Origin of the sequence: Ligilactobacillus sp. Marseille-Q7487 (assembly GCF_949152225.1) — a bacterium.
Lineage (GTDB): Bacteria > Bacillota > Bacilli > Lactobacillales > Lactobacillaceae > Ligilactobacillus.
Genome location: NZ_CASCJC010000001.1, coordinates 1,365,001 through 1,390,844 on the forward strand (window position 1 = coordinate 1,365,001; position 25,844 = coordinate 1,390,844).

A 25,844-nucleotide genomic window follows, 5' to 3' on the forward strand; every position below is an offset into this window, starting at 1 on the left:
TGGTCTGGGCTGTTTCCCTTTCGACTACGGATCTTATCACTCGCAGTCTGACTCCCGGACATAAATCTGTGGCATTCGGAGTTTATCTGAATTCAGTAACCCTAGATGGGCCCCTAGTCCAAACAGTGCTCTACCTCCACGATTCTCAATTCCGAGGCTAGCCCTAAAGCTATTTCGGAGAGAACCAGCTATCTCCAAGTTCGTTTGGAATTTCACCTCTACCCACACCTCATCCCAGCATTTTTCAACATACACGGGTTCGGTCCTCCAGTGCGTTTTACCGCACCTTCAACCTGGACATGGGTAGGTCACCTGGTTTCGGGTCTACGTCAACGTACTCATTTGCCCTATTCAGACTCGCTTTCGCTACGGCTCCGGCCTTTGCGCCTTAACCTCGCACGCTAACGTAACTCGCCGGTTCATTCTACAAAAGGCACGCTATCACCCATTAACGGGCTCTAACTACTTGTAGGCACATGGTTTCAGGAACTATTTCACTCCCCTCCCGGGGTGCTTTTCACCTTTCCCTCACGGTACTGGTTCACTATCGGTCACTAGGGAGTATTTAGCCTTGGGAGATGGTCCTCCCGGATTCCGACGGAGTTTCACGTGTTCCGCCGTACTCAGGATCCTGGACTGAGGAAACGACGTTTCGCTTACAGGGCTATCACCTTCTTTGGCTGATCTTCCCAAATCATTCAACTACGTCATTTCTTGGTAACTCAAATGTCCAGTCCTACAACCCCAAAAAGCAAGCTTTTTGGTTTGGGCTGTTCCCCTTTCGCTCGCCGCTACTTAGGGAATCGATGTTTCTTTCTCTTCCTGCGGGTACTTAGATGTTTCAGTTCCCCGCGTCTACCTTCAACTAATCTATGGATTCAATTAGCGATAACAGTCGGTTAAAACTGTTGGGTTCCCCCATTCGGAAATCTCCGGATCATAGCTTACTTACAGCTCCCCGAAGCATATCGCAGTTAGTCACGTCCTTCATCGGCTCCTAGTGCCAAGGCATCCACCATGCGCCCTTAATAACTTAACCTCATCGTTTATCTTTAATAAACGGGTTATGAGTTTTGCGATTAAGAACTTAATTCTCTCTTTAACTCTTTAAAACGCGGTGTTTCTCGGTTTAATAAAAGAAATGTTTGATATCTAGTTTTCAAAGAACAAATTGCTTTGAGAGTAAACCTCTCAAAACTAAACAAAGTTTAGATAACCGTGTAGGTTTCCGTAATATCCTTAGAAAGGAGGTGATCCAGCCGCAGGTTCTCCTACGGCTACCTTGTTACGACTTCACCCCAATCATCTGTCCCACCTTAGGCGGCTGGCTCCTTGCGGTTACCCCACCGACTTTGGGTGTTACAAACTCTCATGGTGTGACGGGCGGTGTGTACAAGGCCCGGGAACGTATTCACCGCGACATGCTGATTCGCGATTACTAGCGATTCCGACTTCATGTAGGCGAGTTGCAGCCTACAATCCGAACTGAGAACGGCTTTAAGAGATTTGCTTAACCTCGCGGTCTCGCTGCTCGTTGTACCGTCCATTGTAGCACGTGTGTAGCCCAGGTCATAAGGGGCATGATGACTTGACGTCGTCCCCACCTTCCTCCGGTTTGTCACCGGCAGTCTCGCCAGAGTGCCCAACTTAATGCTGGCAACTGACAACAAGGGTTGCGCTCGTTGCGGGACTTAACCCAACATCTCACGACACGAGCTGACGACAGCCATGCACCACCTGTCACTTTGTCCCCGAAGGGAAAGCCTAATCTCTTAGGTGATCAAAGGATGTCAAGACCTGGTAAGGTTCTTCGCGTTGCTTCGAATTAAACCACATGCTCCACCGCTTGTGCGGGCCCCCGTCAATTCCTTTGAGTTTCAACCTTGCGGCCGTACTCCCCAGGCGGAATGCTTATTGCGTTAGCTGCGGCACTGAAGGGCGGAAACCCTCCAACACCTAGCATTCATCGTTTACGGCGTGGACTACCAGGGTATCTAATCCTGTTTGCTACCCACGCTTTCGAACCTCAGCGTCAGTTACAGACCAGAGAGCCGCTTTCGCCACTGGTGTTCTTCCATATATCTACGCATTTCACCGCTACACATGGAGTTCCACTCTCCTCTTCTGCACTCAAGTCTTCCAGTTTCCAATGCACTACTCCGGTTAAGCCGAAGGCTTTCACATCAGACTTAAAAAACCGCCTGCGTTCCCTTTACGCCCAATAAATCCGGACAACGCTTGCCACCTACGTATTACCGCGGCTGCTGGCACGTAGTTAGCCGTGGCTTTCTGGTTAGATACCGTCAGCAAGTGAACAGTTACTCTCACTTGTATTCTTCTCTAACAACAGTGTTTTACGATCCGAAGACCTTCTTCACACACGCGGCGTTGCTCCATCAGACTTGCGTCCATTGTGGAAGATTCCCTACTGCTGCCTCCCGTAGGAGTTTGGGCCGTGTCTCAGTCCCAATGTGGCCGATCAACCTCTCAGTTCGGCTACGTATCATCACCTTGGTAGGCCGTTACCCCACCAACAAGTTAATACGCCGCGGGCCCATCTAAAAGCGATAGCCGAAACCATCTTTTACATAATGACCATGCGGTCATCATGGTTATGCGGTATTAGCACCTGTTTCCAAGTGTTATCCCCCTCTTTTAGGCAGGTTACCCACGTGTTACTCACCCGTTCGCCACTCACAGTTTTAACGGTGATGCAAGCATCGGTGTCAAATCTGTTCGTTCGACTTGCATGTATTAGGCACGCCGCCAGCGTTCGTCCTGAGCCAGGATCAAACTCTCAATTTAAAGTTTGTGACTCATTAATTTTTACTAGCGAATTGACTTCGCAAATGTTATTTGACTTGCTTATTGCAAGCACCCTACACATTTGGTTTGTCTAAACTTTGTTCAGTTTTCAAAGATCTACTCAAGTTGTATTTAACAACTTTTATATTGTATCAAGAAGCAACTTTCTTGTCAACAACTTTTTTATTTTATTTTTAAGTCACTCATAAATGACAACTTTTATATTTTACCATTATCAAAGCTAACTGTCAATAACTTTTTTATTGAACAATCTGTAATTGACAACTTTATTAGTATACACTGCTTCTCAGTTTTTGACAAGCTTTTTTATTTAATCAATTAAAAAAATCCTAGCAATAGGAAATTTAATTTCTATTACTAGGATTTTTTGTTTATTTAACACGCATTGTTGGGAATAAGAGCACATCACGAATCGATGGCGCATCAGTCATCAACATTACTAAACGGTCAATACCGATACCTAATCCACCAGTTGGAGGCATACCATATTCCATTGCTTCAATGTAATCTTCATCAATACCTTCAGCTTCATCATTTCCGGCTTGGCGTTCTTCAACTTGTGCTTCAAAACGTTCACGTTGATCAATTGGATCATTTAATTCTGTAAAGGCGTTAGCATATTCATTACCTAAAATAAACATCTCAAAGCGATCTGTAAAGCGTGGATCTTGAGCATTTTTCTTAGCTAATGGTGAAATTTCTACAGGATGTCCATAAACAAAAGTTGGATCAATAATAGTATCTTCACAGAATTGTTCAAAGAACTCATTGATAATGTGACCAACTTTCCAGTAGCTTTCATAATGAACATTATGTTCATCTGCTAATTTTTGAGCTTGTTCTAAAGTCATTTCTTGCCAAAAATCAACACCTGTCACTTCTTTAACTAAATCAACCATATGCACACGTTTAAATGGTTTGTTAAAATCCACTTCTTGACCTTGATAAACCACCTTGCCATTATCAGACACAACTGCTGCTGCAGCTTTAAAGATACCTTCAGTTTGATCCATAACATCTTTAAAATCAAAATAAGCAGCATAAGTTTCTAACATCGTGAATTCAGGATTATGTTTGGTATCAATTCCTTCATTACGGAAAACACGACCAATTTCATAAACACGTTCCATACCACCGACAATTAAACGTTTCAAATGCAATTCAAGCGCAATTCGTAAATACAATTCAATGTCTAAAGCATTATGATGAGTAATAAATGGACGCGCAGACGCTCCACCAGCTTGAGTATGCAATACCGGTGTTTCAACTTCTAAAAATCCATGTGTGTCTAAATAATGACGTACAGCTGAGATAATTTTACTGCGATTAACAAAACGTTGATAACTTTCTTGATTTGTAATCAAATCCAAATAACGTTGACGATAAATTTGTTCAACATCTTGTAAACCGTGATATTTATCTGGTAAAGGACGCAATGCCTTAGATAAGAATGTTAATTTAGTAACTTTTAAGGTTAATTCACCCATGTCAGTCTTGATAACTTGACCTGTTACCCCTAAAAAATCTCCTAAATCGCTACGCTTGAAGATATAATACATATCCTCGCCGACTTCATCTTTACGAATATAAAGTTGCATCCGCCCTGTTTTATCTAATAAATCAGCAAAACCAACTTTACCTTTACCACGCTTAGCAACCATTCGCCCTGCAATTGTTGCCATGATTCCTTTATCGTTTAAGTCTTCTTTAGCTACTTGACCATATTTTTCATGTAATTCTTGATTCATTGAATCGCGTTCAAAACGTTGCCCGAATGGATCAATGCCAGCTTCGCGTAATTCTTGCATTTTTTCACGTCTGACACGTAGTTGATCATTCATTGATGGTTGGTTAGACATTTAAAATCCTCACTTTCCAAAATTTGTTCATACTGTTGTTATTATACCACAACTATTCATTCAGTTAATAACGTCTAAAATTTTAAAACGTTATCTTTATTTGGCCTTCAGTTCAGCCAAGAAATCATCAAAAATCTTAACCATTTCTGCTTCTGTCATTGCAGAATTCAAAGCGGCCTTAGTTCTAGCAGACCGCGGAATTCCTTTGAGATAGTAGGCAGCTTGCGAACGGAATTCTTTTGGTGCCATTTTTTCACCTTTTGCCACGACTAAACGATGCAAATGTTGTTTAGCCACATTAATTTTTTCAATTGGATCGGGTTCTGCAATCAATTCTCCCGTTTCTAAATAATGTGTAGTTTGTTTAACAATCCATGGATTGCCTAAAGCAGCACGTCCAATCATGACCGCATCTGCCCCAACTTCATCTAGCATCTTTTTGGCATCTTGTGGTGTCTTAACATCGCCATTGCCAATAAAAGGAATTTCACTTAAAGCATCCGCTACATCTTTTAAAATTCCCCAATCGGCATGTCCTGTATAAAGTTGCTTGCGTGTTCGTCCATGCATCGCTAAGGCTTTAGCGCCGCCTTCTTGCGCAGCTAAGGCATTTTCAACGGCTAAAATATGTTCTTCATCCCAGCCAGTTCTCATTTTAACGGTTACAGGTTTATCAATGGCACTTGTTACTGCTTTAACCATATGGTAAACCTTATCTGGATCTAATAACCAACGCGAACCAGCGTCTGTTTTAGTCACTTTAGGAACTGGGCATCCCATATTAATGTCAACAATATCTGTACTAGTATTTTCAGCCACAAAACAAGCTGCTTCTACTAACGTTTCTTCACTACCACCAAATATTTGAACACTGACCGGATGTTCTTTAGGATCAACAAATAGCATACCTAAAGTTTTTTCATTTCTAAAATGGATTCCTTTATCAGAAATCATTTCACATACAACTAAGCCTGCCCCGAATTCTTTGCAAATCGTTCGAAAGGCGACATTTGTAACACCAGCCATCGGTGCAACTACGACCTGATTAGGAATCGTCACTTCTCCGATTTTCCATTCCATTTTTTTCACCTCATTCAAACGTTAAATCATACTTTTGCATAATACCATATATTTCAAAAACAAACACTAAGAATTTGCTTCTTGCTCAATTTGTCTTAATTCTTGTTCATTGAAGAAGTATTTTTTACCACAAAAATGACAAACTGCTTCACAACCTTGATCTTTAGCAATCATATCTTCAATATCTGTTTTTGGTAGACTCGCCAACACCTCACCAAATCTTTCTTTAGAGCAATCACAATGATAACTGACCGGCATCTTTTCTAAAATTTCAACATTTTCTTCCCCTAAAATGGCAAATAAAATATCTTCTGGTGTCATATCTTGGCGCATCATTTCAGACACAAGTGGCAATTCTTTTAAGCTTTGCTCTAAGCGATCCAAAGTTTCATCAGTTGCACCAGGCATAACTTGAATCATAAAACCACCAGCTGTTTGAATTGTATTATCTTCATTAACAAACACAGACAAGCCTACAGCAGAAGGAATTTGTTCTGACTTTGCCAGGTAGTAAGTAAAATCTTCGCCTAACTCACCTGAAACCAAAGGAACTTGACCAGTAAATGGTTCCTTTAAGCCTAAATCCTTAGTAACAGCTAAAAAGCCTTGACTTCCAACTGCACCTTTAACATCAATCTTATGTTTTTCATTTAAAGGCAAATGAACATGAGGCTGTTGTACATAGCCTTTAACTGTTCCATGAGCATTGCCATCGACTACAATTCCACCTAAAGGTCCATCCCCATTAATTTTGACAGTCATCTTTTCGTCACCCTTCAAAGATGCTGCACCCAATAATAAGGTTGCCACTAAACTGCGTCCCAATGCTGCTGAAGCTGCACTCCAAGTATCATGGGATGTTTGTGCAGTTTGAACTACCTTGGTTGCATCTACTGCATATGCTCGTAATTGACCATTATAGGCCAAAGTCTTTATTAAATAATCACTCATTTTCATTACTTCCTTTTTCAATCATTTTAATAAAACAAAAGCAGGTAAAACGAGCACTCGTAGCACTCATTTTCCCGCTTTTATCATTACTCATCGTCTTTTTTGGTGTGAGACTTTGGATAGAAAGTCACGGTTGCTTGCAAATCAGTAGTTTGTTCACTATCTTCTTGCTTGCTTTCTTGAACTTGTTGACGTGCCGCTTCTTTTCTTTCTAAAGCTTCTTTTACTTCTTCAAAGCTTGCCGCTTTTTCACTTGGAAACTCATCTTCACTCTTCGCAGGCATCTTACCAGTATTAAAGAGGCTCAAGATTTGTTTTTCATCAAGTGTTTCATACTTCAACAATGCTTCTGCAATAATCTTATGTTGTTCACGATGCTGTTCGATGATTTCTCTAGCCGTTTGCATACCTTCTTCTGCCAAACGTTTAACTTCTTCATCGATTAAGTTAGCCGTTTGAGCTGAATATGGTGCTTGACCTGGTAGCATATCACCGGCAAACATTGCGCTTTGACCTTCATATTGAACAGGGCCTAACTTATCACTCATTCCATATTGAGTAACCATTGCACGCGCCATTTGAGTTGCTTGTTGGAAGTCATTTGATGCCCCTGAAGATTTTTGTCCAAAGATAATTTCTTCAGCTGCACGTCCCCCCATCAAACCAGCAATTTGATCTTGCATGTCTTTTTTGGAGAGTAACATTTGATCTTCTTTTGGCAACATAATCGCATAACCGCCTGCACGTCCACGTGGTACGATTGTAACTTTATGAACAACTCGTGCTTCATTTAAGACTAAACCAATAATCGTATGTCCGGCTTCATGATAAGCAACTGTTTCACGTTCCTTCTTGCTGATAACACGATCGCGTTTAGCTGGGCCAGCGATAACACGATCTTCGGCTTCATCAATATCAGATGCATCGATTTCTTTTTTATCGCGTCTAGCAGCTAGTAAGGCAGCTTCATTAAGTAAGTTTTCTAAGTCTGCCCCAACAAAACCAGGTGTTTGTTTAGCTACCATCTTTAAGTCAACATCACTTGCCAATGGTTTGTTTTTAGCGTGAACTTTCAAAATAGCTTCACGTCCCTTAACGTCTGGGCGACCTACTAAAATCTTTCGGTCAAAACGTCCCGGACGAAGTAAAGCTGGATCTAAAACATCTGAACGGTTAGTTGCTGCCATCACAATAACACTTTCATCACCTTCAAAACCATCCATTTCAACCAAAAGTTGGTTTAAAGTTTGTTCACGTTCGTCATGACCGCCACCCATACCGTTTCCACGTTGACGACCAACAGCATCAATTTCATCAATAAAGATAATCGCTGGAGCGCTTTTCTTAGCATTTTCAAATAAATCACGTACACGACTAGCACCGACACCGACGAACATTTCCACAAAATCTGAACCAGAAATTGAAAAGAATGGTACACCGGCTTCACCTGCAACAGCCTTGGCTAGCAAGGTTTTACCTGTCCCAGGAGGTCCTTCTAACAAGACACCAGATGGAATTCTAGCGCCTAATGATAAGAATTTACGTGGATCACGTAAAAATTCAACCACTTCAACTAACTCTTGTTTTTCTTCTTCAGCACCAGCCACATCAGAAAAACGTACTTTGTTGTTCTTCTTATCAATTGGTTTAGCCTTAGACTTACCAAACTTCATGACGTTTCCGCCACCACCGCCTTGTCCTGCTTGACCAATCATCGAATAAAAGAAGAAGAACAAAATTACAACTGGCAAGAAGTAAAGCAGCATTTGAATCCATACACCACTTGATTCCTCTTCTTTGGCACTGTTTTGAATATCATTTTTTTGAGCTAAGCTTAAAATTTGTTTGACTGTTGCGTCATTAGTTAAGACATTAGTCGTAAACATTGTGTATTTTTCTTGACTTGCAGCTGCCAAGCCTGGGAAATTAGTTGCTGAATTTTTTACCTTTTTAGCCTTACGGTAACTCCCCGTAATTTTATAAGTACTACCCGAAGGTTGCATCGTGAAGTCTTTGACATTATTATTACGTAACTCAGTAATAAATTGACTAGATTGGATACTTTGAGTTTGACTACTTGTATTACTTCCAAAGAAATAATACAACATTCCCATTATTCCAAGGAAAATCACAATATAAAACAGACTATTTTTCATCAGTCCATTTTTCTTGTTATTCATAGATTTCCTCCTTAAAATTTTGTATAGGTCCTAAGAATTAATTCCTAGACTATTTGATAATAATCATATCATAATTGACCATTATTGACTATTAATTATTCTTACGCTTAGTAAATCATTAAATTTTTAGTTTACACTGTGTAAACTTCAGGCTTTAAAATTCCAACATATGGTAGATTACGATAAAATCCTTGATAATCCAACCCGTAACCGACCACAAATTCATTAGGTACTGTAAAGCCTATATAATCTGCTTGAACCGCCTTTTCACGTCTTTCTGGTTTATCTAACAATGTACAAACCTTAACTGAAGCAGCTTTACGATGCTTGAATAAATCAATTACACATTCTAAAGTTCTACCAGTATCAACAATATCTTCAACAATTAAAATATGACGACCTTCAACGCTTTTATCTAAATCTTTAAGAATCTTAACATCGCCAGATGATACTGTTTCATTACCATAACTAGAAACAGACATAAAGTCCATTTCACAATAAGTATCCATTTGACGAACAATATCTGTCATAAAAAGGACTGCACCCTTTAAGATGCAAACTACTAAAGGTTTTTTATCTTGATAATCTTTTGTAAGTTGTTCTCCAAGTTTTTTAGTCACTGCTTGAATTTCTTCTTGACTATATAATACTTCTTTAATGTCATTATTCATGAATTAGTCCTCTTTTCTCTTGTCTGTATATACTATTACGTATTGCATTTTAGCATCTCTTGGCGTTTGTGACAAATCTGATTTTTTTAGCCCAATAACCCAATAAATTTTTTGTTGCTCATCACTGACAAGCCAAGCATCTTGCCTTTGCTCATTAGTTAGTTTATGATCGATAAAAATTTTTTTAATTTTTTGATGACCATTTTTCATCAAGAGTCGATCCCCAGCCAATCGATGTCTTACGAATAATCGCTTAGCAGTTGTCGTAATGTTCAAATAATCATTTCCTTTAGGTTGCTTATCTTTTTCAAATAATCCAATACTTTCAAATTGATTTAATCTTATCCACTCTCCAAGAACCAATTCCTTTGCTACAAACTTCGCTTTAGTCTTTACCAAATTTTCTTTGATTGTAAAATAATCATAGCTTTTAACTAACATGTAGTGTGTTGTCAGATTAACTTGGCCTTGCGGTTTTGATTGATTTGATAGCAAACTTAAAACTGCTTGGCTTTGTCCTGTTGTTAGACTTTTTGTAGTTTGCATGATTAGTTCTTCTATGAACAATTTTTGTTGTAATTGACTTAATTTTAACCAAGATGTTAAACAGTACCCTTCTTTTATTTGTAAATCGTTTTGTAGTTGCCGATAAAGTTGCTGTTTTATAGCTAATAAATCATTTAATTGTTCACAATATTCATTAATATGTTTCAAAAAAGCAGGATTTTCTTTTTTTAAAAGTGGCACAACTTGCTGGCGCATACGATTACGTAAATAACATTGATCTTGATTGGTTTCATCTTCAAACCACCTAAGCCCTTTTTGCTTAGCGTACTCTAGCAATTGTTGCTTAGAAAAAGGTAACAATAGTCGCACTAAGCGTTTATTGGCAAAAGCTCGATTAGCTTTTATAGCTTCCAACTGTTCTAGTCGCCCACCTCTAATTAATTTCATTAACCACGTCTCTGCTTGATCGTCTGCATGATGCGCCGTTAAAAGTGCATCGAATCCTTGATTTTCCATGACTTCTGCAAAAAAAGCATACCGCATCTGTCTAGCACATTCCTCAATTCCGCTTACTGGATGTTCTTTTTTAGGCCAACTTTTACAAACAAGGCTTAAGTTATTTTTTTGACAATATTCTTTAATAAATATCGTCTCTTTAGCGCTTTGTTTACGCAATTGATGGTCCACATAAGCAACTGTAATTTGCGGCCGCACCATCATTGGTAAATTTTGTAATAAATTTAATAACACCATCGAGTCTAATCCCGTTGAAACAGCAACCAAAATTTTTTGGCATGCTAAATCGTTAGCTTGAAAATTTTGTAAAAACAATTGCTCTAACTTCACTATTTCACCTACCTAACTCAAATAAAAAGCAAGCGGCCAATCAAACCCCTTGCTTTGTTTGTTATTCATTTATTAACTACGGCGTCCACCACGTCCGCCACGTTTGCCTTCTGTATTTCGTTTCAAAGAAGTTAGACGTTCATCGCTTTCTTTTAAGAAACCGGCCAACAAGGAGTCAAAATCTTTTTTCTTTACCTCTGGTTTTTTAGCTGTCGTCAAACGTGCTTTACCCGGCATTGCAGATACATTTTGGCCACTTTGTCCTTTACGTTCAAACTGCTTGTTTTCACGCTTAGGCTTATCACTAGCTTTTCTAATTGACAACGCAATTTTGCCGTCACCACCAATCGATAAAACTCTGACGGTCACTTCATCACCAACGTTTAAAACCTCATTGATGTCTTTAATGAAACCATCTGAAACTTCACTGATATGAACCAATCCGGTTTTTTTATCCCCTAAATCGACAAATGCACCAAAATCAGTAATTCCAGAAACTTTTCCGACAACCTTAGTTCCTACTTCAAATGACATAAAAAAAATTTATCCTCCTAAAAATTGTATACACCATTAGTATAACACGTAAAAACCTAGATAGGTATACGCTTATTAAAGAAATTTTTAACTATTTTTCATCAAATAGTTTAGTCTGTGCTTCTTGTGGCAAATTATAAAGTTGCTCATTATCTTTAGCATAATAGTACTTTTCTCTAATATATTTTTGTAAATAATCTTTATCTTTTAATTGTTCAATTTGCCTATTTAACTCACGCGCTTGTTTTTTTGAGCTTTGTAAATTTTTCTCGACTACTTGCTTTTGCTGATTGATTTCATTGATTTGCAATTGCATTTTAATCACGCTATGAACCGTTAACACCACAGCCAATGTCATCAAGACAACAACCACTTTTTTTAATAAATTATAGCGTTTTTTTCCTTTGAGAAACTTTCGATGTGCTTGTTGTTGCATAGTCTTTTTTTGAAAATATTCATTATTTAAAATTTTCGTTTTCCCTTGCTGACTATTTTTCACAGGCCGCTACTCCCTTCACTTATAATCGAAAATCTTCTTTGTACTCTTCTTTAAGCACTTCAAACATTTCTGCGGCTTCTTGTTTTTTAGTTGTTTCTTTAATCGCCAAAATCTTAACAGTCAAATCTTTATTACCAAAATTAATCAATAATTCATCACCAACTTTGACATCACTAGAAGATTTAGCAACTTTACCATTGATCGTAATTCGACCCTGATCAGAAATTTCTTTAGCTACTGTTCTTCTCTTTATTATACGAGAAACTTTTAAATATTTGTCTAATCTCATCTTTTTTATCTTACCTCATTTTATTAAATAATCGCAAAAACTTTTTGCCACCCGGAATTGCCACCCATTCACGTAACGTAAACACTTTAAATTTAAAGGTTGCCACCAAAAAGAGCCCTGCTCCAAAACTAATTGTAATCAAACTAATTATTAATGCGTCAAGGCGCTCATCACTTAACACACTCAAACACAACTGCCGGATTGCTAAAACTCCTATTAACATCGCTAAAACACTTGCTCCTAGACGAACACAAAATTTAGGTGTTAAAAAGCCCCGCAAATTTCCTGGCAAAGAACTTAAAACAATCAATAATGTAGCCAATAAGCCAAAAATCGTCGCTAAGCTTGCTCCCATTATACCAAATTTTTCAATTAACCAGCCATTTAGCAACATCTTAATTAAAACTGCCATCATCAAGCCTACAAGTGTACTTTTGAATTGTTCTACACTTTGCAAAATTGATGTATAAGTACTGATTAATCCCATAAGCAAGACACTTAAAACATAAACGCTGATAGTTGCACTTAAGCTATCATCTCCAAATAATAACGTATTGATTTGAGGCATCAATGCGATTAGTCCGGCACAAGCAGCACAAGCCAATGTGGTACTTAATTTAACAATCAAACCAGCTGTGCGTTTAAATTCTAAAACGTTCTTAGCTTGAATTGCGCGACTTAATGCCGGTAATAATGTGGAAGAAAAGCTAATTGCAACAACCATTCCTAATTGAACTAATGGTTGTGCTCTATCATAAGTTCCTTTGAGCTCTTTAGCAAAATTAGCTCCAATCCCACTAGCTTCTAAACTATTTTTGACAGTAAATGAATCAACCAATTGAAGTAAAACCATCATCGATGCAAATAAACAAATAATCAAGCCTTCACTTAGCAAGCCCTTAGTTAATTTTTGATAACTTGGCAAATTGGTTGTAGTTGTTTTTTTAGTGAATTGATTCAAATAAAACTTCCTAAAGCTAAGAGTTGCTACGATTGCTCCAGCCGTGGACCCAAACATCGCCAAAGCACCCATTTGATAATATGACCAAGAATACTTAACAGCTAAAATTGCTGCTAATATGATGATAAAAACCCTAATCAACTGTTCGCTAATTTGTGAAATCGCAGTAGGAACCATGTCAAACGTTCCTTGATAATATCCACGACCAACGGCTAAAAAAGGCATTAATAAAATCATCCAAGATACACTTGTAATCAATACACTTAGATGCTCGTCTCCCATTTTTTTTGCTAAAAAATTAGCACCTAAATTCAAAAAAACAAAAATACTTATTGCTATTATCGCTAAAATAATCCATAACCTTTTAGCCAAGGCTATTTGTTGCTCTTTAGCAGTTTGTGCAATTAACTTAGAGATATAAACAGGAAAGCCACTCAAAGCAAATGTCATCGCAATCCCATACAATGGATAAACTTGTTGATAAACATAAAATCCAGTATTTCCTACTAAATTTTCAAACGGAATACGATAAAAGGCGCTCAAAATTTTGGCAATAAAAGAAGCTAAAGATAAAATCAAGGCTCCTTTCATCACCGTTTTGATTTGCTTATTTTTCATCTGTTTTTTCAGCCTTTCTTTGTTGTGCAATCTGAGTTACTTGTTGAGCTAAAAACTCTACTAAAACTTGTAATTGTTCCAGGCTTTGTTCTAATGTCATCTTAGGTTGAAGTGTTAATTTAATTTGCATTTGATCTTTTTTCATACCTAAAGTAGCTGCAAACTGAACTTTTGCAGTTGCTTCTAACAAATGTTTAGCAGTCAACATTTCTGTAGCTTGCTTAGATAATGTTATTACAACTTGTCGATCATTTTGCTTAATACTTTCAATTAAAGCTAAATCAGCATGTAATTTTAACAAACCTAATTCTAATAACATCGCGACTTCTTTAGGATATTCTCCAAAACGGTCAAGTAAATCTGCTTGAACTTCATAATATTGATCTTTATTTTCAAATTGTCGAATTCGTTTATAAATATCAATTTTTTGGCGTGCGTCTTCAATATAGTTTGCTGGCAAATATGCTTCAATTGGTAAAGCTAATTCAGCATCTGTTTTACTTGGTAATTCCTTGCCTCGTTTACGTGCAACTGCTTGGCTTAACATTTGTGTATATAAATCATATCCCACAGAATCGATAAAGCCATGTTGCTGCTTACCTAAAATGTTTCCAGCACCTCTAATCGACAAATCACGCATAGCAATCTTAAAGCCTGAGCCTAATTCTGTAAAATCTTTGATTGCTTCTAGTCTTTTTTCACTGACTTCAGTTAAAACCTTATCAGGCTGATACATGAAATATGCATATGCGATTCTATTCGAGCGTCCAACTCGTCCGCGCAACTGATATAACTGTGAAAGTCCCATATAATCAGCATTTTCAACAATTAACGTATTGACATTTGGAATATCCACACCAGTTTCAATGATCGTTGTCGTTACCAAGACATCATATTCACGTTCGATAAAATCATACAAGATTCGCTCGAGTTGTGCTTCTGACATCTTTCCATGAATATATGCAATCCGAGCATCTGGAATCAACTGTCCTAAGTGGGCTGTTACCTTTTCGATATCCTCTACACGATTATGCAAATAAAAAACTTGACCCCCGCGAGCTAATTCGCGCTCAATTGCATCACTGATTACACCATAATTTTGTTCCAAAACATAAGTTTGTACCGGATAACGGTTTAACGGTGGCGTTTCAATTACAGATAAATCACGTACGCCTAACATTGACATATTCAATGTTCGCGGAATCGGTGTTGCCGTTAAAGTCAACACATCAACACAAGCCTTCAATTCTTTTAGTCTTTCTTTATGCTTAACACCAAAACGTTGTTCTTCATCAATAATCAATAAACCTAAATCAGAAAATTTAACGTCTTTAGATAATAAACGATGAGTGCCTACAACTATATCACACATTCCATTTTTCAAATCCGCCAGCGTTTCTTTAGATTGTTTAAGACTAGTAAATCGTGATAAAATTCCAACACTTACTGGAAAACCTTCAAAACGATTGATAATCGTTTCATAGTGTTGTTGAGCCAAAACCGTCGTAGGAACTAAAAAGGCAACTTGCTTACCATCTTGAATTGCTTTAAAGGCGGCGCGTAATGCAACCTCTGTTTTCCCATAGCCAACATCACCGACTAATAGCCGATCCATCGGGCGTGCTTTTTGCATATCTTTTTTGATTTCTTGTGCACTTCGTAATTGATCAGGTGTTTCTGAATAAGCAAAAGCATCTTCAAATTCTCGTTGATATGAATTATCAGGAGAAAACGCAAAACCTTTTTCAGCTTCTCGTTTAGCATAAAGTTCTACCAAATCATCTGCTATATCTTCAATTTTTTTAGCAACTTTTTGTTTTGTTTTATTCCAATCATTTGTTCCTAACTTATTAATCTTAGGAACTTTTGATTCAGAAGAAACATACTTTTGGACACGATCAAGCTGACTGACAGGAATAAATAGTTGTGCTTCATTTTGATAAACAACGGTTAAATAATCTTGATGTCTACCTTCAACTTCTAAGGTCTTCATTCCCGTAAACATCCCTATCCCATGGTTAACATGTACAACATAATCGCCTGGTTTTAAATCTGTATAACTTTTGAGACGCTCAGCATTGCTTAAAGTCGTTTTACGTGTTTGTTTACGTGTTACTTTATTAAATAATTCATTTTCTGTCAAAACAATTAAATGGGCACCAACTAATTCAAAGCCACTCGCTAAACTTGCATTTGTTAACTGTAGCATTTCAATTTGCAGTTCATCTGGCTTAACTATTTGATTTTTAATTTCAAAATCAAGCAAAGTCTGCTCAAATTTGTTTAACTTTTGTTCGTCAGACAATAAAATAACAACCGTTTGTTTTTGAACCTGCCATCGTGTTGCTTCTGTTTTTAATAATGGTAATTGACCAAAAAATTGATTCATCGGTCTAGTTTTTAAATCAATTTTTTGCGCAAAACTCATACGTCCCAAACCTTTTTGCAAAGTTGACATGAAAATCTTAGGTTGTTTAAGTTTTTTTTCGAAACTTCGTAGGTCTTTGCCTAAATCAAGTGCTGGATAAATTTCTTGTTCTTCAATCTTATAAGTTAACCATTCTTGATGTAATTGATTTAACTTATCTTCTTGCTCTAACAAACGACTATAATCATCATAAATAACAATGCCATCTTTACCTAAATAATCAAACAAAGTTACATCTCCAAAAAATTCATTAGCAAACAACAAATGTTTAGGCTCTAATTCATTTTTTGAAACTTGTTCGATTAATTGTTCCATATTATTTTTAAAGCTTTGGCGTTTTTCTGCAGATAATTCTTGTTCATATTTTCGAGCATTTTGAGCAATTTGTTTAGCTGCTTTTTGGCATTGACTTGCTTCAACAATAAAATCACTTGCTGGTAAAATATCAATTTGGGTAATGTTTTCAATACTGCGTTGATCTGTTGAATCAAAAAAGCGCATAGAATCAATTTGCGTATCAAACAACTCTATTCTGACTGGTGCTGTTAAATTTAAACCAAAAACGTCTAAAATAGCCCCTCTAAGAGCAAAATCTCCTGGACGTTCAACAATTTTTTGACGTTGATATCCCATTTGCACAAGCATTTGGCTTACTTTTGTCAAATCAATTTCTTCGTCTATTTTTAAATGTAACTGATGATCTTGCCAAAATTGTGGTGTAGGTAAATAACGTTTTTGCCCTGCAACCGAAGTCACAACAATCTTAGGTTTGTCTTGGCACAAAGCATCCAATGCCAATACCCGTTGACTCCTAAACTCAGGAGAACTTGTCGCAAGCTCTGAAGCTAACATTTCTTCTACAGGATAAAGATAAACTTCATCTGTACCCAAAATATTTTCTAAATCATCCGCTAACTTTTGGGCATGATACAAATCATCGCATATAACTAGTAAATTTTTATGCTGTGTATTAAAAATCTCACTAAGGACTAAAGTTTTTGCAGAATTACTAACTCCTGTTAATAAATGCCTTTTGGCAATGCTTAACTGATTTAACCAAGTAGCAAAGCCATCAATTTTATATAAAAAATCACTTAATTTCATTTTTGTTCTAACTAGATTAACACTAGCTACCTTTCTTTATACACTTCAATAGCCAAAAAGACCGTTGAAACAACAGCGGTCTTTTTATCTTATAATTCATTTCTATTATAATACTTTTTTTAGTGAACTTCTAATTTTAGACTATTTTTTGTTAAAACGATTCATGGTTTGCATAAAATTATCGTTTTTAAGCCAATCTAAAATAGCATCTTGCGCATTTTTAATTCCTACATCAAGTTTGGTTTTTTCTTGTACTGTAAAATCAGACAACACCCAATCAACCACTTTCATTTGTTTAGGATGATCAATTCCAACTTTAATTCGCTTAAATTCCTGTGTTTTTAAATGTGCAATGATACTCTTGATACCATTATGCCCGCCGGCAGATCCTTTTTGACGCAAGCGCAACTTGCCTGTTGGCATATCCATATCATCATAAACCACTAAGATATCTTCTAATTTTACATCATAGTAATCCATCAAGGCACGAAGCGCTTTGCCAGATTCATTCATATATGTTGTCGGTTTAACCAATAATACTTTTTGACCTTGGATTAAGACTTGTGTGTAATTAGCATAAAATTTTTCCTTATCAAAATTTACATTCCATTCACTAGCTAAACTATCAACTACCATGAAACCAACATTATGTCTAGTCTTAGCATACTTAGCTCCAATATTTCCAAGTCCAACAATCATTTTCATCTTTTTAACACCTCAAAAACAAAATATTTTCTGTAAGCGAATTCTTTTTTGTGAAATTTTTCTCTTACTTTTCAAAATAAATTTATCTTCTAAAAATCAAAAACCTTATCATATCCAGCTTTTCCAGGGTTTAACTGGCATAAAACAGTATAGCATATTTTTAAAATTACTGAAAAAATTATTTAATTTTGAAATCATCTCACAAATTATCAAAAAACGTGTTATAATTAAGTCAGTACTAAATTAAGCTATTTATGAAAGGATGAAGTACTGTGTCAAAAACACAAAATCATCAAAAAGTTATTTTAGTTGGCGATGGTGCAGTAGGTTCTAGCTATGCATACGCCATGACATTACAAGGGATTGCCGAAGAATTTGGTATCGTTGACGTTGCCAAAGAACGTACACAAGGTGATGCTTTAGACTTAATCGATGCAACAGGTTACGCATATCCAAAGAAAATCTATGCTGCTGAATATTCAGACTGCAAAGATGCCGACTTAGTTGTTATTACTGCTGGTGCTCCACAAAAACCAGGTGAAACTCGTTTAGATCTTGTTAACAAGAACTTGCGTATCTTATCTTCTATCGTTAAACCAGTTGTTGAATCTGGTTTTAAAGGTATTTTCTTAGTTGCTGCTAACCCAGTTGATATCTTGACTTATGCTACATGGAAATTCTCTGGTTTTCCTAAAGAACGTGTCTTAGGTTCTGGTACTTCCCTAGATACAGCTCGTTTGCGTGTTGCAATGGCTGACTTAACAGGTATCAAGGATCCTCGTTCTATGCATGCATACATCATGGGTGAACATGGTGATTCTGAATTTGCTGCTTTCTCATCTGCAACAATCGGTTCTTTACCATTCTTGAAATGGGCAGAAGACAACAATGTTTCTACTGAAACACTTGAAAAGATGGAAGATGAAGTTCGTAACAAAGCTTACGAAATCATCAATAAGAAAGGTGCTACATTCTATGGTGTTGCAGCTGCTCTTGCACGTATTTCCAAGGCTATCTTACGTGACGAAGATACTGTTTTACCAGTTTCTGCATACTTGGATGGTCAATACGGCTTAAACGATGTTTACATTGGTACACCTGCTGTTGTTAATGCTGACGGTATCAAGCAAGTTATTGAAGTTCCATTGAACGAAAAAGAACATGATATGATGGCCAACTCAGCTAAGACTCTTAAAGAAGTTCTTGATGATGCTTTAAAGAACTTTGAAAACTAAAAACTAGTTTTAACCTCCAAATAAAAAATTTGGAGGTTTTTTTTTAATTTTTCCCAAATCATTCTTTAATGTGTTATCATTATTGTAGAACAAATTTCAATGAAAGTGGGGGAAAATTATGCTTCTTAAAAGCTTGATTAAGCCTAAAAAACAATTAACAACCGTCCGTGAAGACGCTACATTAGAAGAAGCCTTAGGAGTCTTAGAAAAATCTGGATATCGTTGTGTTCCTATTCTAGACAAAACTGGTAAATTATTCCGTGGAAACATCTATAAAATGCATATCTATCGTCACAAATCTCGTGGTGGTGATATGAATTTACCTGTTACTCATTTATTAAAGAATGCAACTAAGTTTATTTCACTTGACTCTGCTTTCTTTAATGTTTTCTTTTCAATTAAAGATTTACCATATATTTCAGTTTTAGATGAAAATAATAATTTTTATGGTATTTTAACACACAATCGTTTGCTTGAAATGCTTTCCCAATCTTGGAATGTTAATGTTGGTAGCTATGTCTTAACAGTCATTTCTTCTGGCGAACGTGGTGAATTAGCTGAAATGGCTAAGATCTTTTCTAAATATACATCAATTGCAAGTTGTATCACGCTTGATGTACAAGCTGGTGAACTAGTTCGTCGTACAATGTTCACATTACCAGCAAATGTCACTCATGAAAAACTCGAACGTATCGTTGCAAATCTTGAACGACGTAACTTTAAAGTTGCCGAAATTGAAGACTTGCAAGCATAAAAAAACTCTATAATTTTTAGGACTGCTAGAATTTCTAGCAGTCTATTTTTTATCTAAAAAATATCGATTACCCTAGAAAATTTTTACATAATTTGGGTAAAATAAAAAGCCAGTAAAGAGAGTTCAAAAATCACAGTTAATAATTCTAATCTTTGGCGACTACTTTATCAGTCAGATTTGATAAAGAGCCACAAAAAGAGTCGTACATCAACTAAAATTGTCAGTGTACGACTCTTTTTTAGAGACTTATGTCTAGCCCTTTTGTGCAAAAAGAAATTATTTCTTTTGCTGATCTATTGATTGTTATGTAAGCTTGCTAACCCAACACTAACTTTGAGTGCGTTATCGACCTTTGCCATCACATCATTATCAACACGTGTAATTTTGGTCCGTAATCTTTGCTTATCAATTGTCCGTAACTGTTCTAACAAAATAACTGAGTCTTTTTCTAAACCTCTTTTAGAACCTAATACACCTACATGTGTTGGCATCTTAGGTTTTGCAATCTTAGAAGTAATTGCAGCTACTATAACAGTCGGACTGAATCGATTTCCAATGTTGTTTTGGATAACCAAGACAGGACGCATCCCACCTTGTTCTGAACCTACAACAGGCGACAAATCGGCGTAATAAATATCGCCTCTCTTAACATCTTCTGCTGCCATATTTTCCAGAAGATCTCCCTCCTATATTTATTCGAAACATAAATCTTCGCAATCACAACCTGAAAACTCGCTGCATATCTCTTGATTTAAACGACTCATATCGCAATACCCCCTAATCAAGGAATCCAGCCACTTTTCTTTTTCCAGGATACATTTTACCGCAGACGTATCATCTCGCAACAAATTAATGTCTACTCCATAAAAGTCACAATAAACAGTTAAGTCTTGTTCCCTTAAAGCGGATAATAAATCTTGATTTTCTGCCATGGTAAATTACCCCTTATAGCTTTAGTTATACTAATGATAACATGAAAACGCATATATATGTCAATCTTTTTTCGCTATTATTATTTAGATTTATATAATCTAGTAACACGTGGAGCTAAACCACATGTAATTTCATAATGAATCGTTTGTGCATAATCGGCAACATCTTGTGCTGTCACTTCGTTTCCATGATCTTCTCCGATTAATGTTACGCGCGTTTCTAAATCATATCGCTTAGGCAATCTAATCATCATTTGATCCATACAAACACGTCCAACAATTTCACAATAGTGTCCATCAACAAGTACTTTAAACCCTTGCATTCGACGTAACCAACCATCTGCATAACCGATTGGCACAGTCCCAATCCACTCATCTTCTTTAGCACGATACGTACTACCATAACCAATTGCTTCACCTTTAGTAACTTTTTTAACAGCTGCTAGCTCACTAACGAGACTCAAAGCCGGTTTTAACTCAAATGGTGTATTAATTTTTGAATTAGGATTCAAACCATACATTGCAATTCCAAACCGAATCATGTTTCCACCACATTTGCGATGCCATAAAGATGCTGCAGAATTTGCCACATGAATATACCGAGGCTTTTTAGTTATTACACTTAATAACTCGTTAAACTTAGTTAGCTGTTGTAAATAATAAGTTTCATCTTCAGAATCTGCTGAGGCAAAATGTGTAAAAATACCGTCAAATTCAAATTGCTGTGGATAATTTTGCATAAACATTAGGACTTGTTTTAGTTCTGCTTTAGTTTTAAAACCTATTCGTCCCATTCCGGTATCCAAAGCAATATGCACCAATAATTTTTGTTTTGCTTCTTTTAAAAGTAATTGAGCCTTGATCAAAAAATCATAATCACCGACTGTACAAGTAATCTTATTTTGCGCCATAAGAACTGCTGTGCTCGCAGGATTTACTCCCAACACCAAAATTTCATCATCAAAGCCAGCTTGTCTCAATGCTAAGGCTTCATCTATTACGGCCACGCAAAAGCCTTTAGCTCCTGCTTTTTTTGCCGCTTCAGCCACTGGTAATAAACCATGACCATAGGCATCTGCTTTAACTACTGCAAATAAGCTTTGAGCTTGTTTTAATTGCTTGATTTCATTTTGAATATTTACTTTAATCGCATCTAAATCAATTATAGCTTGTGTATTACGATGTTTTCCAATAATCATGTGCTCACATCTTCTCTTCATTTTTTTCTAAAATAACTTCAGCAATCACTAAATCTGTACTGTGAGATAATGAAACATGGGCCTTTAACGTCTCACTTTGAGGATACTTGGCAAAGTATGGCGCTCCATTTTTTTTATTTAACAATTCTAAGTCCAAAAATCCAACTTGCTTACCGATTCCGCTTCCTAAGGCTTTACTGTATGCCTCTTTTACTGCAAAACGCCCAGTCAAATACTCAGCTTGTCGCTTGGGGGTTAACTTTGTAAAAACCGCTAACTCATTTACAGTTAATACTCTTTGTGCAAACCTTGCGTTTCTTTCTTGCGCCTGCCAAACTCTTGAAATCTCTGCAATATCAATTCCTATCCCATGAATCATAATTTTTCTCCTTATTTGCTTTTCTTAATTGATTTTATCAAAAACTACACGATTACGCACGTTTAAAGCTAAAAAAACTAAGTAAATTAATAACTTACTTAGTTTAATTGCATTATTAATCTTTAGTTCTAATGGTAAAATTGCGCTTAGAAGAATGACGACGACGTTTATTTTGCTCGTCTTTTCCCTTATATTTACGCTCATTACGCTTAAAATCACCGTTTCTACGATATTTACTACTTTGCGTCTTACCACCGAAACGTGTATTTTTACGACGACGAGGCAATGGTCGTTCTGGTGTAATATTTACTGGAACTTGACTAGCATCATCTTTAGTCAATGAATTTAACAAAGCCGCCGTTAAATCTAGAGCACTATATTGTTCCAACAATTCTTCAGCTTGCTTAGCATATTTTTCAGTATCTGTTTTTTCTACTAAATCTTTAATATTATCCAAAGCTGTCGACAATTGTCCGATAAACGCTTCTCTTTGACTTGGTGGCTTTAATGGATCCATTCGTTTTTTGGTTAATTGTTCGATTACCCGCAAATAATCCATCTCATTTGGTGTTACAAACGTCACAGAAATGCCATGCTTTCCAGCACGTCCAGTTCTCCCAATACGATGCACATAGCTTTCAGGATCTTGCGGAATATCATAGTTGTAGACATGCGTCACGCCAGAAATATCCAAGCCTCTAGCAGCGACATCGGTTGCAACTAAAATATCCAATCCACCTGATTTAAATTTATTTAAAATACTCATACGGCGTTGTTGGGTCAAATCACCATGAATACCAGCTGCATTATAGCCGCGTGCTTCTAAACCTTTCGAAAGTTCATCGACACGCCGCTTTGTTCTACCAAAAACAATCGTCAATTCAGGTGCTTGTACATCTAACAAACGTGTCATGATATCAAATTTTTCATTTTCACGTGCTCGTACAAAGAACTGATCGACCAAATCAGTTGTTAATTCCTTAGCCTTAATCTTAACAATTTCTGGCTCAGTCATAAATCTTTCACCGATGCTTAAAATTTGTTTAGGCATTGTCGCTGAAAAAAGTAAGGTTTGGCGTTTGGTTGGCACTGCTTGCATAATTGCTTCAACGTCTTCCAAAAATCCCATATCAAGCATTTCATCGGCTTCGTCTAAAATCATTGTTTGTACATGTTTTAAATCAATTGTCTTACGTTTAATATGATCTAATAAACGTCCTGGTGTCCCTACCAAAATTTGTGGCGCATGCTTTAAGTTTTGGATTTGTCTACGAATATCAGCCCCACCGTAAACTACTTGCACCTTGGCACGCTTATCTTTTCCTAAGCGATATAATTCTTCTTGTGTTTGAATCGCCAATTCTCGTGTAGGCGACACAATCACAGCTTGAATCGTAGCAATCTTTGGATCAACATGATTTAAAACTGGCAACCCAAAGGCCGCTGTCTTTCCGGTCCCAGTTTGTGCTTGACCGATTACATCTTTGCCTGCTAATACCAAAGGGATTGTTGCCGCTTGAATTGGAGTTGCCTCCTCAAAGCCACTACGTTTAATCGCCTTTAATAGATCTTCTTGCAGACCTAATTCATTAAATTTCAAATTCTTTCCTCCTGCACTGCATTTATGTCTCAAATTGATTTGAGACTCCCTACAACACAGCTCGGAAATTTTTCTAATGCGATCTGTCTTGTAAAGGTATTACCTAGACTTTTTAAGTCAGTATTCTTCTTATATTACCACTATCATGACTTTTTAGCAATTTATTTAAACAAGTTGTGCCACAATTTCTTCTAAATGTATACCATGACTTCCTTTTAACATGACAGCATCAGCACTTGTTAAGTTATCCTTTAACTCGCTAGCTAATTGAGCTTTATCTTCTTTTGCGTATTGATGAATGGCTTTTGGTGCAAATTTAGCTTGTAATGCTTGACCTAAGTTTTGCATTAATTCACCACATAAATAAACATCACTAATTTTAGCTGAATCAATTTCATCTGCCAAATCAGCATGCATCTTAGCAGCATCATCACCTAGTTCCAACATATCGCCAAGAACCACTAGTCTTTTACCAGCTACATTAACTTCCTGAAAGGCACGTAAAACTTCTTTACATGCGGTTGGATTTGAATTGTAAACATCACTTAAGATTTTTGCATCATTAAAAGCAGTTAGCCACTGTGTTCTATTCTTAGTCAAAGAAACCTTAGCCAATGCTTGTTGCATTTCTTTTGGCTTGACATGGAATTTACGTCCTACACACAAAGCAGCTAAAGCATTGTTGACATTGTATTGACCAATCATTGGAATCATAAATTCTTCTTCAAACCAACCGGCTGTCTTAAAATGTGTCTGAGTTGCTTGACTTATAATATCTTTAGCCCATAAGGTATTAGTATCACTTAAACCAAATGTTGCTTGTTGATTGTCAAGTTGCTTGCAGCGGCTTGTTAACAACGGTTCATCTCCATTATAAATTAACCAGCCATCTTCTTTTAAGCCATGTATAATTTCCATTTTGGCATCAGCAATTCGAGCACGCGTTTGGAAAAATTCAATATGAGCTTCCCCAATCATTGTAATTACAGCAACGTCTGGTTCGACTAAACGACTTAATTCATCTAACTGTCCAAAATGATCCATTCCCATTTCAACAACTAAAATTTCCGTATTTGGTTCCATAGATAAACATGTTAACGGAACACCTATTTCATTGTTAAAGTTTGCATAGGTCTTTTGAACGTTATATTTTTCCTGTAAAACAGCAGCAATCATATCTTTAGTCGTTGTTTTGCCATTGCTACCAGTAACTGCTACAATTTTTGGATTGATTTTTTGTAAATAATACTTACCTAATCTTTGTAAAGCTTTCAATGTATCATGCACAATCAAAGCAGGTAATTGCGTTGGATAATTTTCATGGTCTGCTTGCCATAAAGTAGCTACTGCACCTTTTTCATACGCATTTGCTAAATAATTATGTCCATCAGTTTCCCCTAGCAATGGAACAAATAAAGCTCCTGGCTTCAATTGACGACTATCAAAACACACACTCGTCACAGTAACTTCTTGCCACTGTTCAGGAACTTGTACTCCTAAAGCACGTGCGATTTCCGTTAATTGCATCTTCATCTTTGGTTCTTCCTTTCAAATACGCAGTTTAAATTAAGTTTAAATTTATCGTTTAACTTTATTATTTCTCAAACATTGTAACACACTAGAGAAATTTAGTACAAAAAGACTTAAATTTTTCTTTTAATAAATGCACTAAAAAGACCGTTTTTCT

General features: G+C 36.7%; 20 protein-coding genes and 2 rRNA genes (1 of these 22 running past the window's edge). 2 read left to right on the top strand and 20 right to left on the bottom strand.

Features of this window, described 5'->3' with window-relative positions:
* The 14 genes from QM017_RS06840 to pth all read right to left on the bottom strand — a co-directional run.
* Positions 1–1,039: ribosomal RNA gene (locus QM017_RS06840) — 23S ribosomal RNA — on the bottom strand (it extends 1,877 nt beyond the left edge of the window).
* 204 nt (positions 1,040–1,243) lie between these two features.
* Positions 1,244–2,805 (bottom strand): 16S ribosomal RNA (locus QM017_RS06845).
* The 16S and 23S rRNA genes sit together here, the layout of an rRNA operon.
* A 392-nt stretch (positions 2,806–3,197) precedes the next feature.
* On the bottom strand, positions 3,198–4,685 hold the full coding sequence (gene lysS, locus QM017_RS06850) for a lysine--tRNA ligase (RefSeq protein ID WP_282709223.1): 1,488 nt from the start codon (positions 4,683–4,685) through the stop codon (positions 3,198–3,200).
* 96 nt (positions 4,686–4,781) lie between these two features.
* Complete coding sequence (gene dusB, locus QM017_RS06855) at positions 4,782–5,765, bottom strand: tRNA dihydrouridine synthase DusB (protein ID WP_282709224.1); 984 nt, start codon at positions 5,763–5,765, stop codon at positions 4,782–4,784.
* Between the two features lie 66 nt (positions 5,766–5,831).
* Positions 5,832–6,716, bottom strand: a complete 885-nt coding sequence (gene hslO, locus QM017_RS06860) for an Hsp33 family molecular chaperone HslO (RefSeq protein ID WP_282709225.1) — start codon at positions 6,714–6,716, stop codon at positions 5,832–5,834.
* Positions 6,717–6,802: 86 nt separating this feature from the next.
* Positions 6,803–8,896: an ATP-dependent zinc metalloprotease FtsH gene (ftsH, locus tag QM017_RS06865; protein ID WP_282709226.1), complete on the bottom strand. Its 2,094-nt coding sequence runs from the start codon at positions 8,894–8,896 to the stop codon at positions 6,803–6,805.
* Positions 8,897–9,027: 131 nt separating this feature from the next.
* On the bottom strand, positions 9,028–9,567 hold the full coding sequence (gene hpt, locus QM017_RS06870; protein WP_282709227.1) for a hypoxanthine phosphoribosyltransferase: 540 nt from the start codon (positions 9,565–9,567) through the stop codon (positions 9,028–9,030).
* A gap of 3 nt (positions 9,568–9,570) precedes the next feature.
* Positions 9,571–10,920, bottom strand: coding sequence for a tRNA lysidine(34) synthetase TilS (tilS, locus tag QM017_RS06875; protein WP_282709228.1), 1,350 nt, complete (start codon positions 10,918–10,920; stop codon positions 9,571–9,573).
* 72 nt (positions 10,921–10,992) lie between these two features.
* A complete protein-coding gene (locus QM017_RS06880; protein WP_282709229.1) occupies positions 10,993–11,454 on the bottom strand; it encodes a S1 domain-containing RNA-binding protein in 462 nt (153 codons plus the stop codon).
* Between the two features lie 91 nt (positions 11,455–11,545).
* Entirely contained in the window at positions 11,546–11,953 is a 408-nt protein-coding gene (locus QM017_RS06885; RefSeq protein ID WP_282709230.1) for a septum formation initiator family protein, read from the bottom strand.
* 19 nt (positions 11,954–11,972) lie between these two features.
* Positions 11,973–12,242, bottom strand: a complete 270-nt coding sequence (locus tag QM017_RS06890) for an RNA-binding S4 domain-containing protein (RefSeq protein ID WP_282709231.1) — start codon at positions 12,240–12,242, stop codon at positions 11,973–11,975.
* A 10-nt stretch (positions 12,243–12,252) separates the two neighbouring features.
* The gene (locus QM017_RS06895; protein WP_282709232.1) at positions 12,253–13,821 is read right to left on the bottom strand and encodes a polysaccharide biosynthesis protein; all 1,569 of its coding nucleotides are present in this window, start codon (positions 13,819–13,821) and stop codon (positions 12,253–12,255) included.
* Positions 13,811–17,353, bottom strand: a complete 3,543-nt coding sequence (gene mfd, locus QM017_RS06900; protein ID WP_282709233.1) for a transcription-repair coupling factor — start codon at positions 17,351–17,353, stop codon at positions 13,811–13,813. Before mfd ends, QM017_RS06895 begins: the two co-directional genes overlap by 11 nt.
* Positions 17,354–17,494: 141 nt before the next feature.
* Positions 17,495–18,058 (bottom strand): aminoacyl-tRNA hydrolase, encoded by a 564-nt coding sequence (gene pth, locus QM017_RS06905; RefSeq protein ID WP_282709234.1) that lies wholly within the window; start codon positions 18,056–18,058, stop codon positions 17,495–17,497.
* A gap of 272 nt (positions 18,059–18,330) precedes the next feature.
* On the opposite strand from pth, the gene QM017_RS06910 reads away from it, so the two are divergent.
* Together QM017_RS06910 and cbpA are read left to right on the top strand one after the other, a co-directional pair.
* Positions 18,331–19,293, top strand: coding sequence for an L-lactate dehydrogenase (locus tag QM017_RS06910; RefSeq protein WP_282709235.1), 963 nt, complete (start codon positions 18,331–18,333; stop codon positions 19,291–19,293).
* Positions 19,294–19,411: 118 nt separating this feature from the next.
* Positions 19,412–20,047: a cyclic di-AMP binding protein CbpA gene (cbpA, locus tag QM017_RS06915; protein ID WP_282709236.1), complete on the top strand. Its 636-nt coding sequence runs from the start codon at positions 19,412–19,414 to the stop codon at positions 20,045–20,047.
* 293 nt (positions 20,048–20,340) lie between these two features.
* On the opposite strand, the gene QM017_RS06920 is transcribed toward cbpA, so the two are convergent.
* The 6 genes from QM017_RS06920 to murF form a co-directional block, all read right to left on the bottom strand.
* Complete coding sequence (locus QM017_RS06920; RefSeq protein WP_282709237.1) at positions 20,341–20,712, bottom strand: type II toxin-antitoxin system PemK/MazF family toxin; 372 nt, start codon at positions 20,710–20,712, stop codon at positions 20,341–20,343.
* Between the two features lie 27 nt (positions 20,713–20,739).
* Entirely contained in the window at positions 20,740–20,979 is a 240-nt protein-coding gene (locus QM017_RS06925) for a hypothetical protein (RefSeq protein ID WP_282709238.1), read from the bottom strand.
* An 80-nt stretch (positions 20,980–21,059) separates the two neighbouring features.
* Positions 21,060–22,178 (bottom strand): alanine racemase, encoded by a 1,119-nt coding sequence (gene alr / locus QM017_RS06930; RefSeq protein WP_282709240.1) that lies wholly within the window; start codon positions 22,176–22,178, stop codon positions 21,060–21,062.
* Positions 22,179–22,182: 4 nt separating this feature from the next.
* Positions 22,183–22,557: a holo-ACP synthase gene (gene acpS / locus QM017_RS06935; protein ID WP_282709241.1), complete on the bottom strand. Its 375-nt coding sequence runs from the start codon at positions 22,555–22,557 to the stop codon at positions 22,183–22,185.
* 115 nt (positions 22,558–22,672) lie between these two features.
* Positions 22,673–24,157, bottom strand: a complete 1,485-nt coding sequence (locus QM017_RS06940) for a DEAD/DEAH box helicase (protein ID WP_282709243.1) — start codon at positions 24,155–24,157, stop codon at positions 22,673–22,675.
* Positions 24,158–24,322: 165 nt separating this feature from the next.
* Positions 24,323–25,690 (bottom strand): UDP-N-acetylmuramoyl-tripeptide--D-alanyl-D-alanine ligase, encoded by a 1,368-nt coding sequence (gene murF, locus QM017_RS06945; RefSeq protein ID WP_282709244.1) that lies wholly within the window; start codon positions 25,688–25,690, stop codon positions 24,323–24,325.
* Positions 25,691–25,844 lie beyond the last annotated feature (154 nt).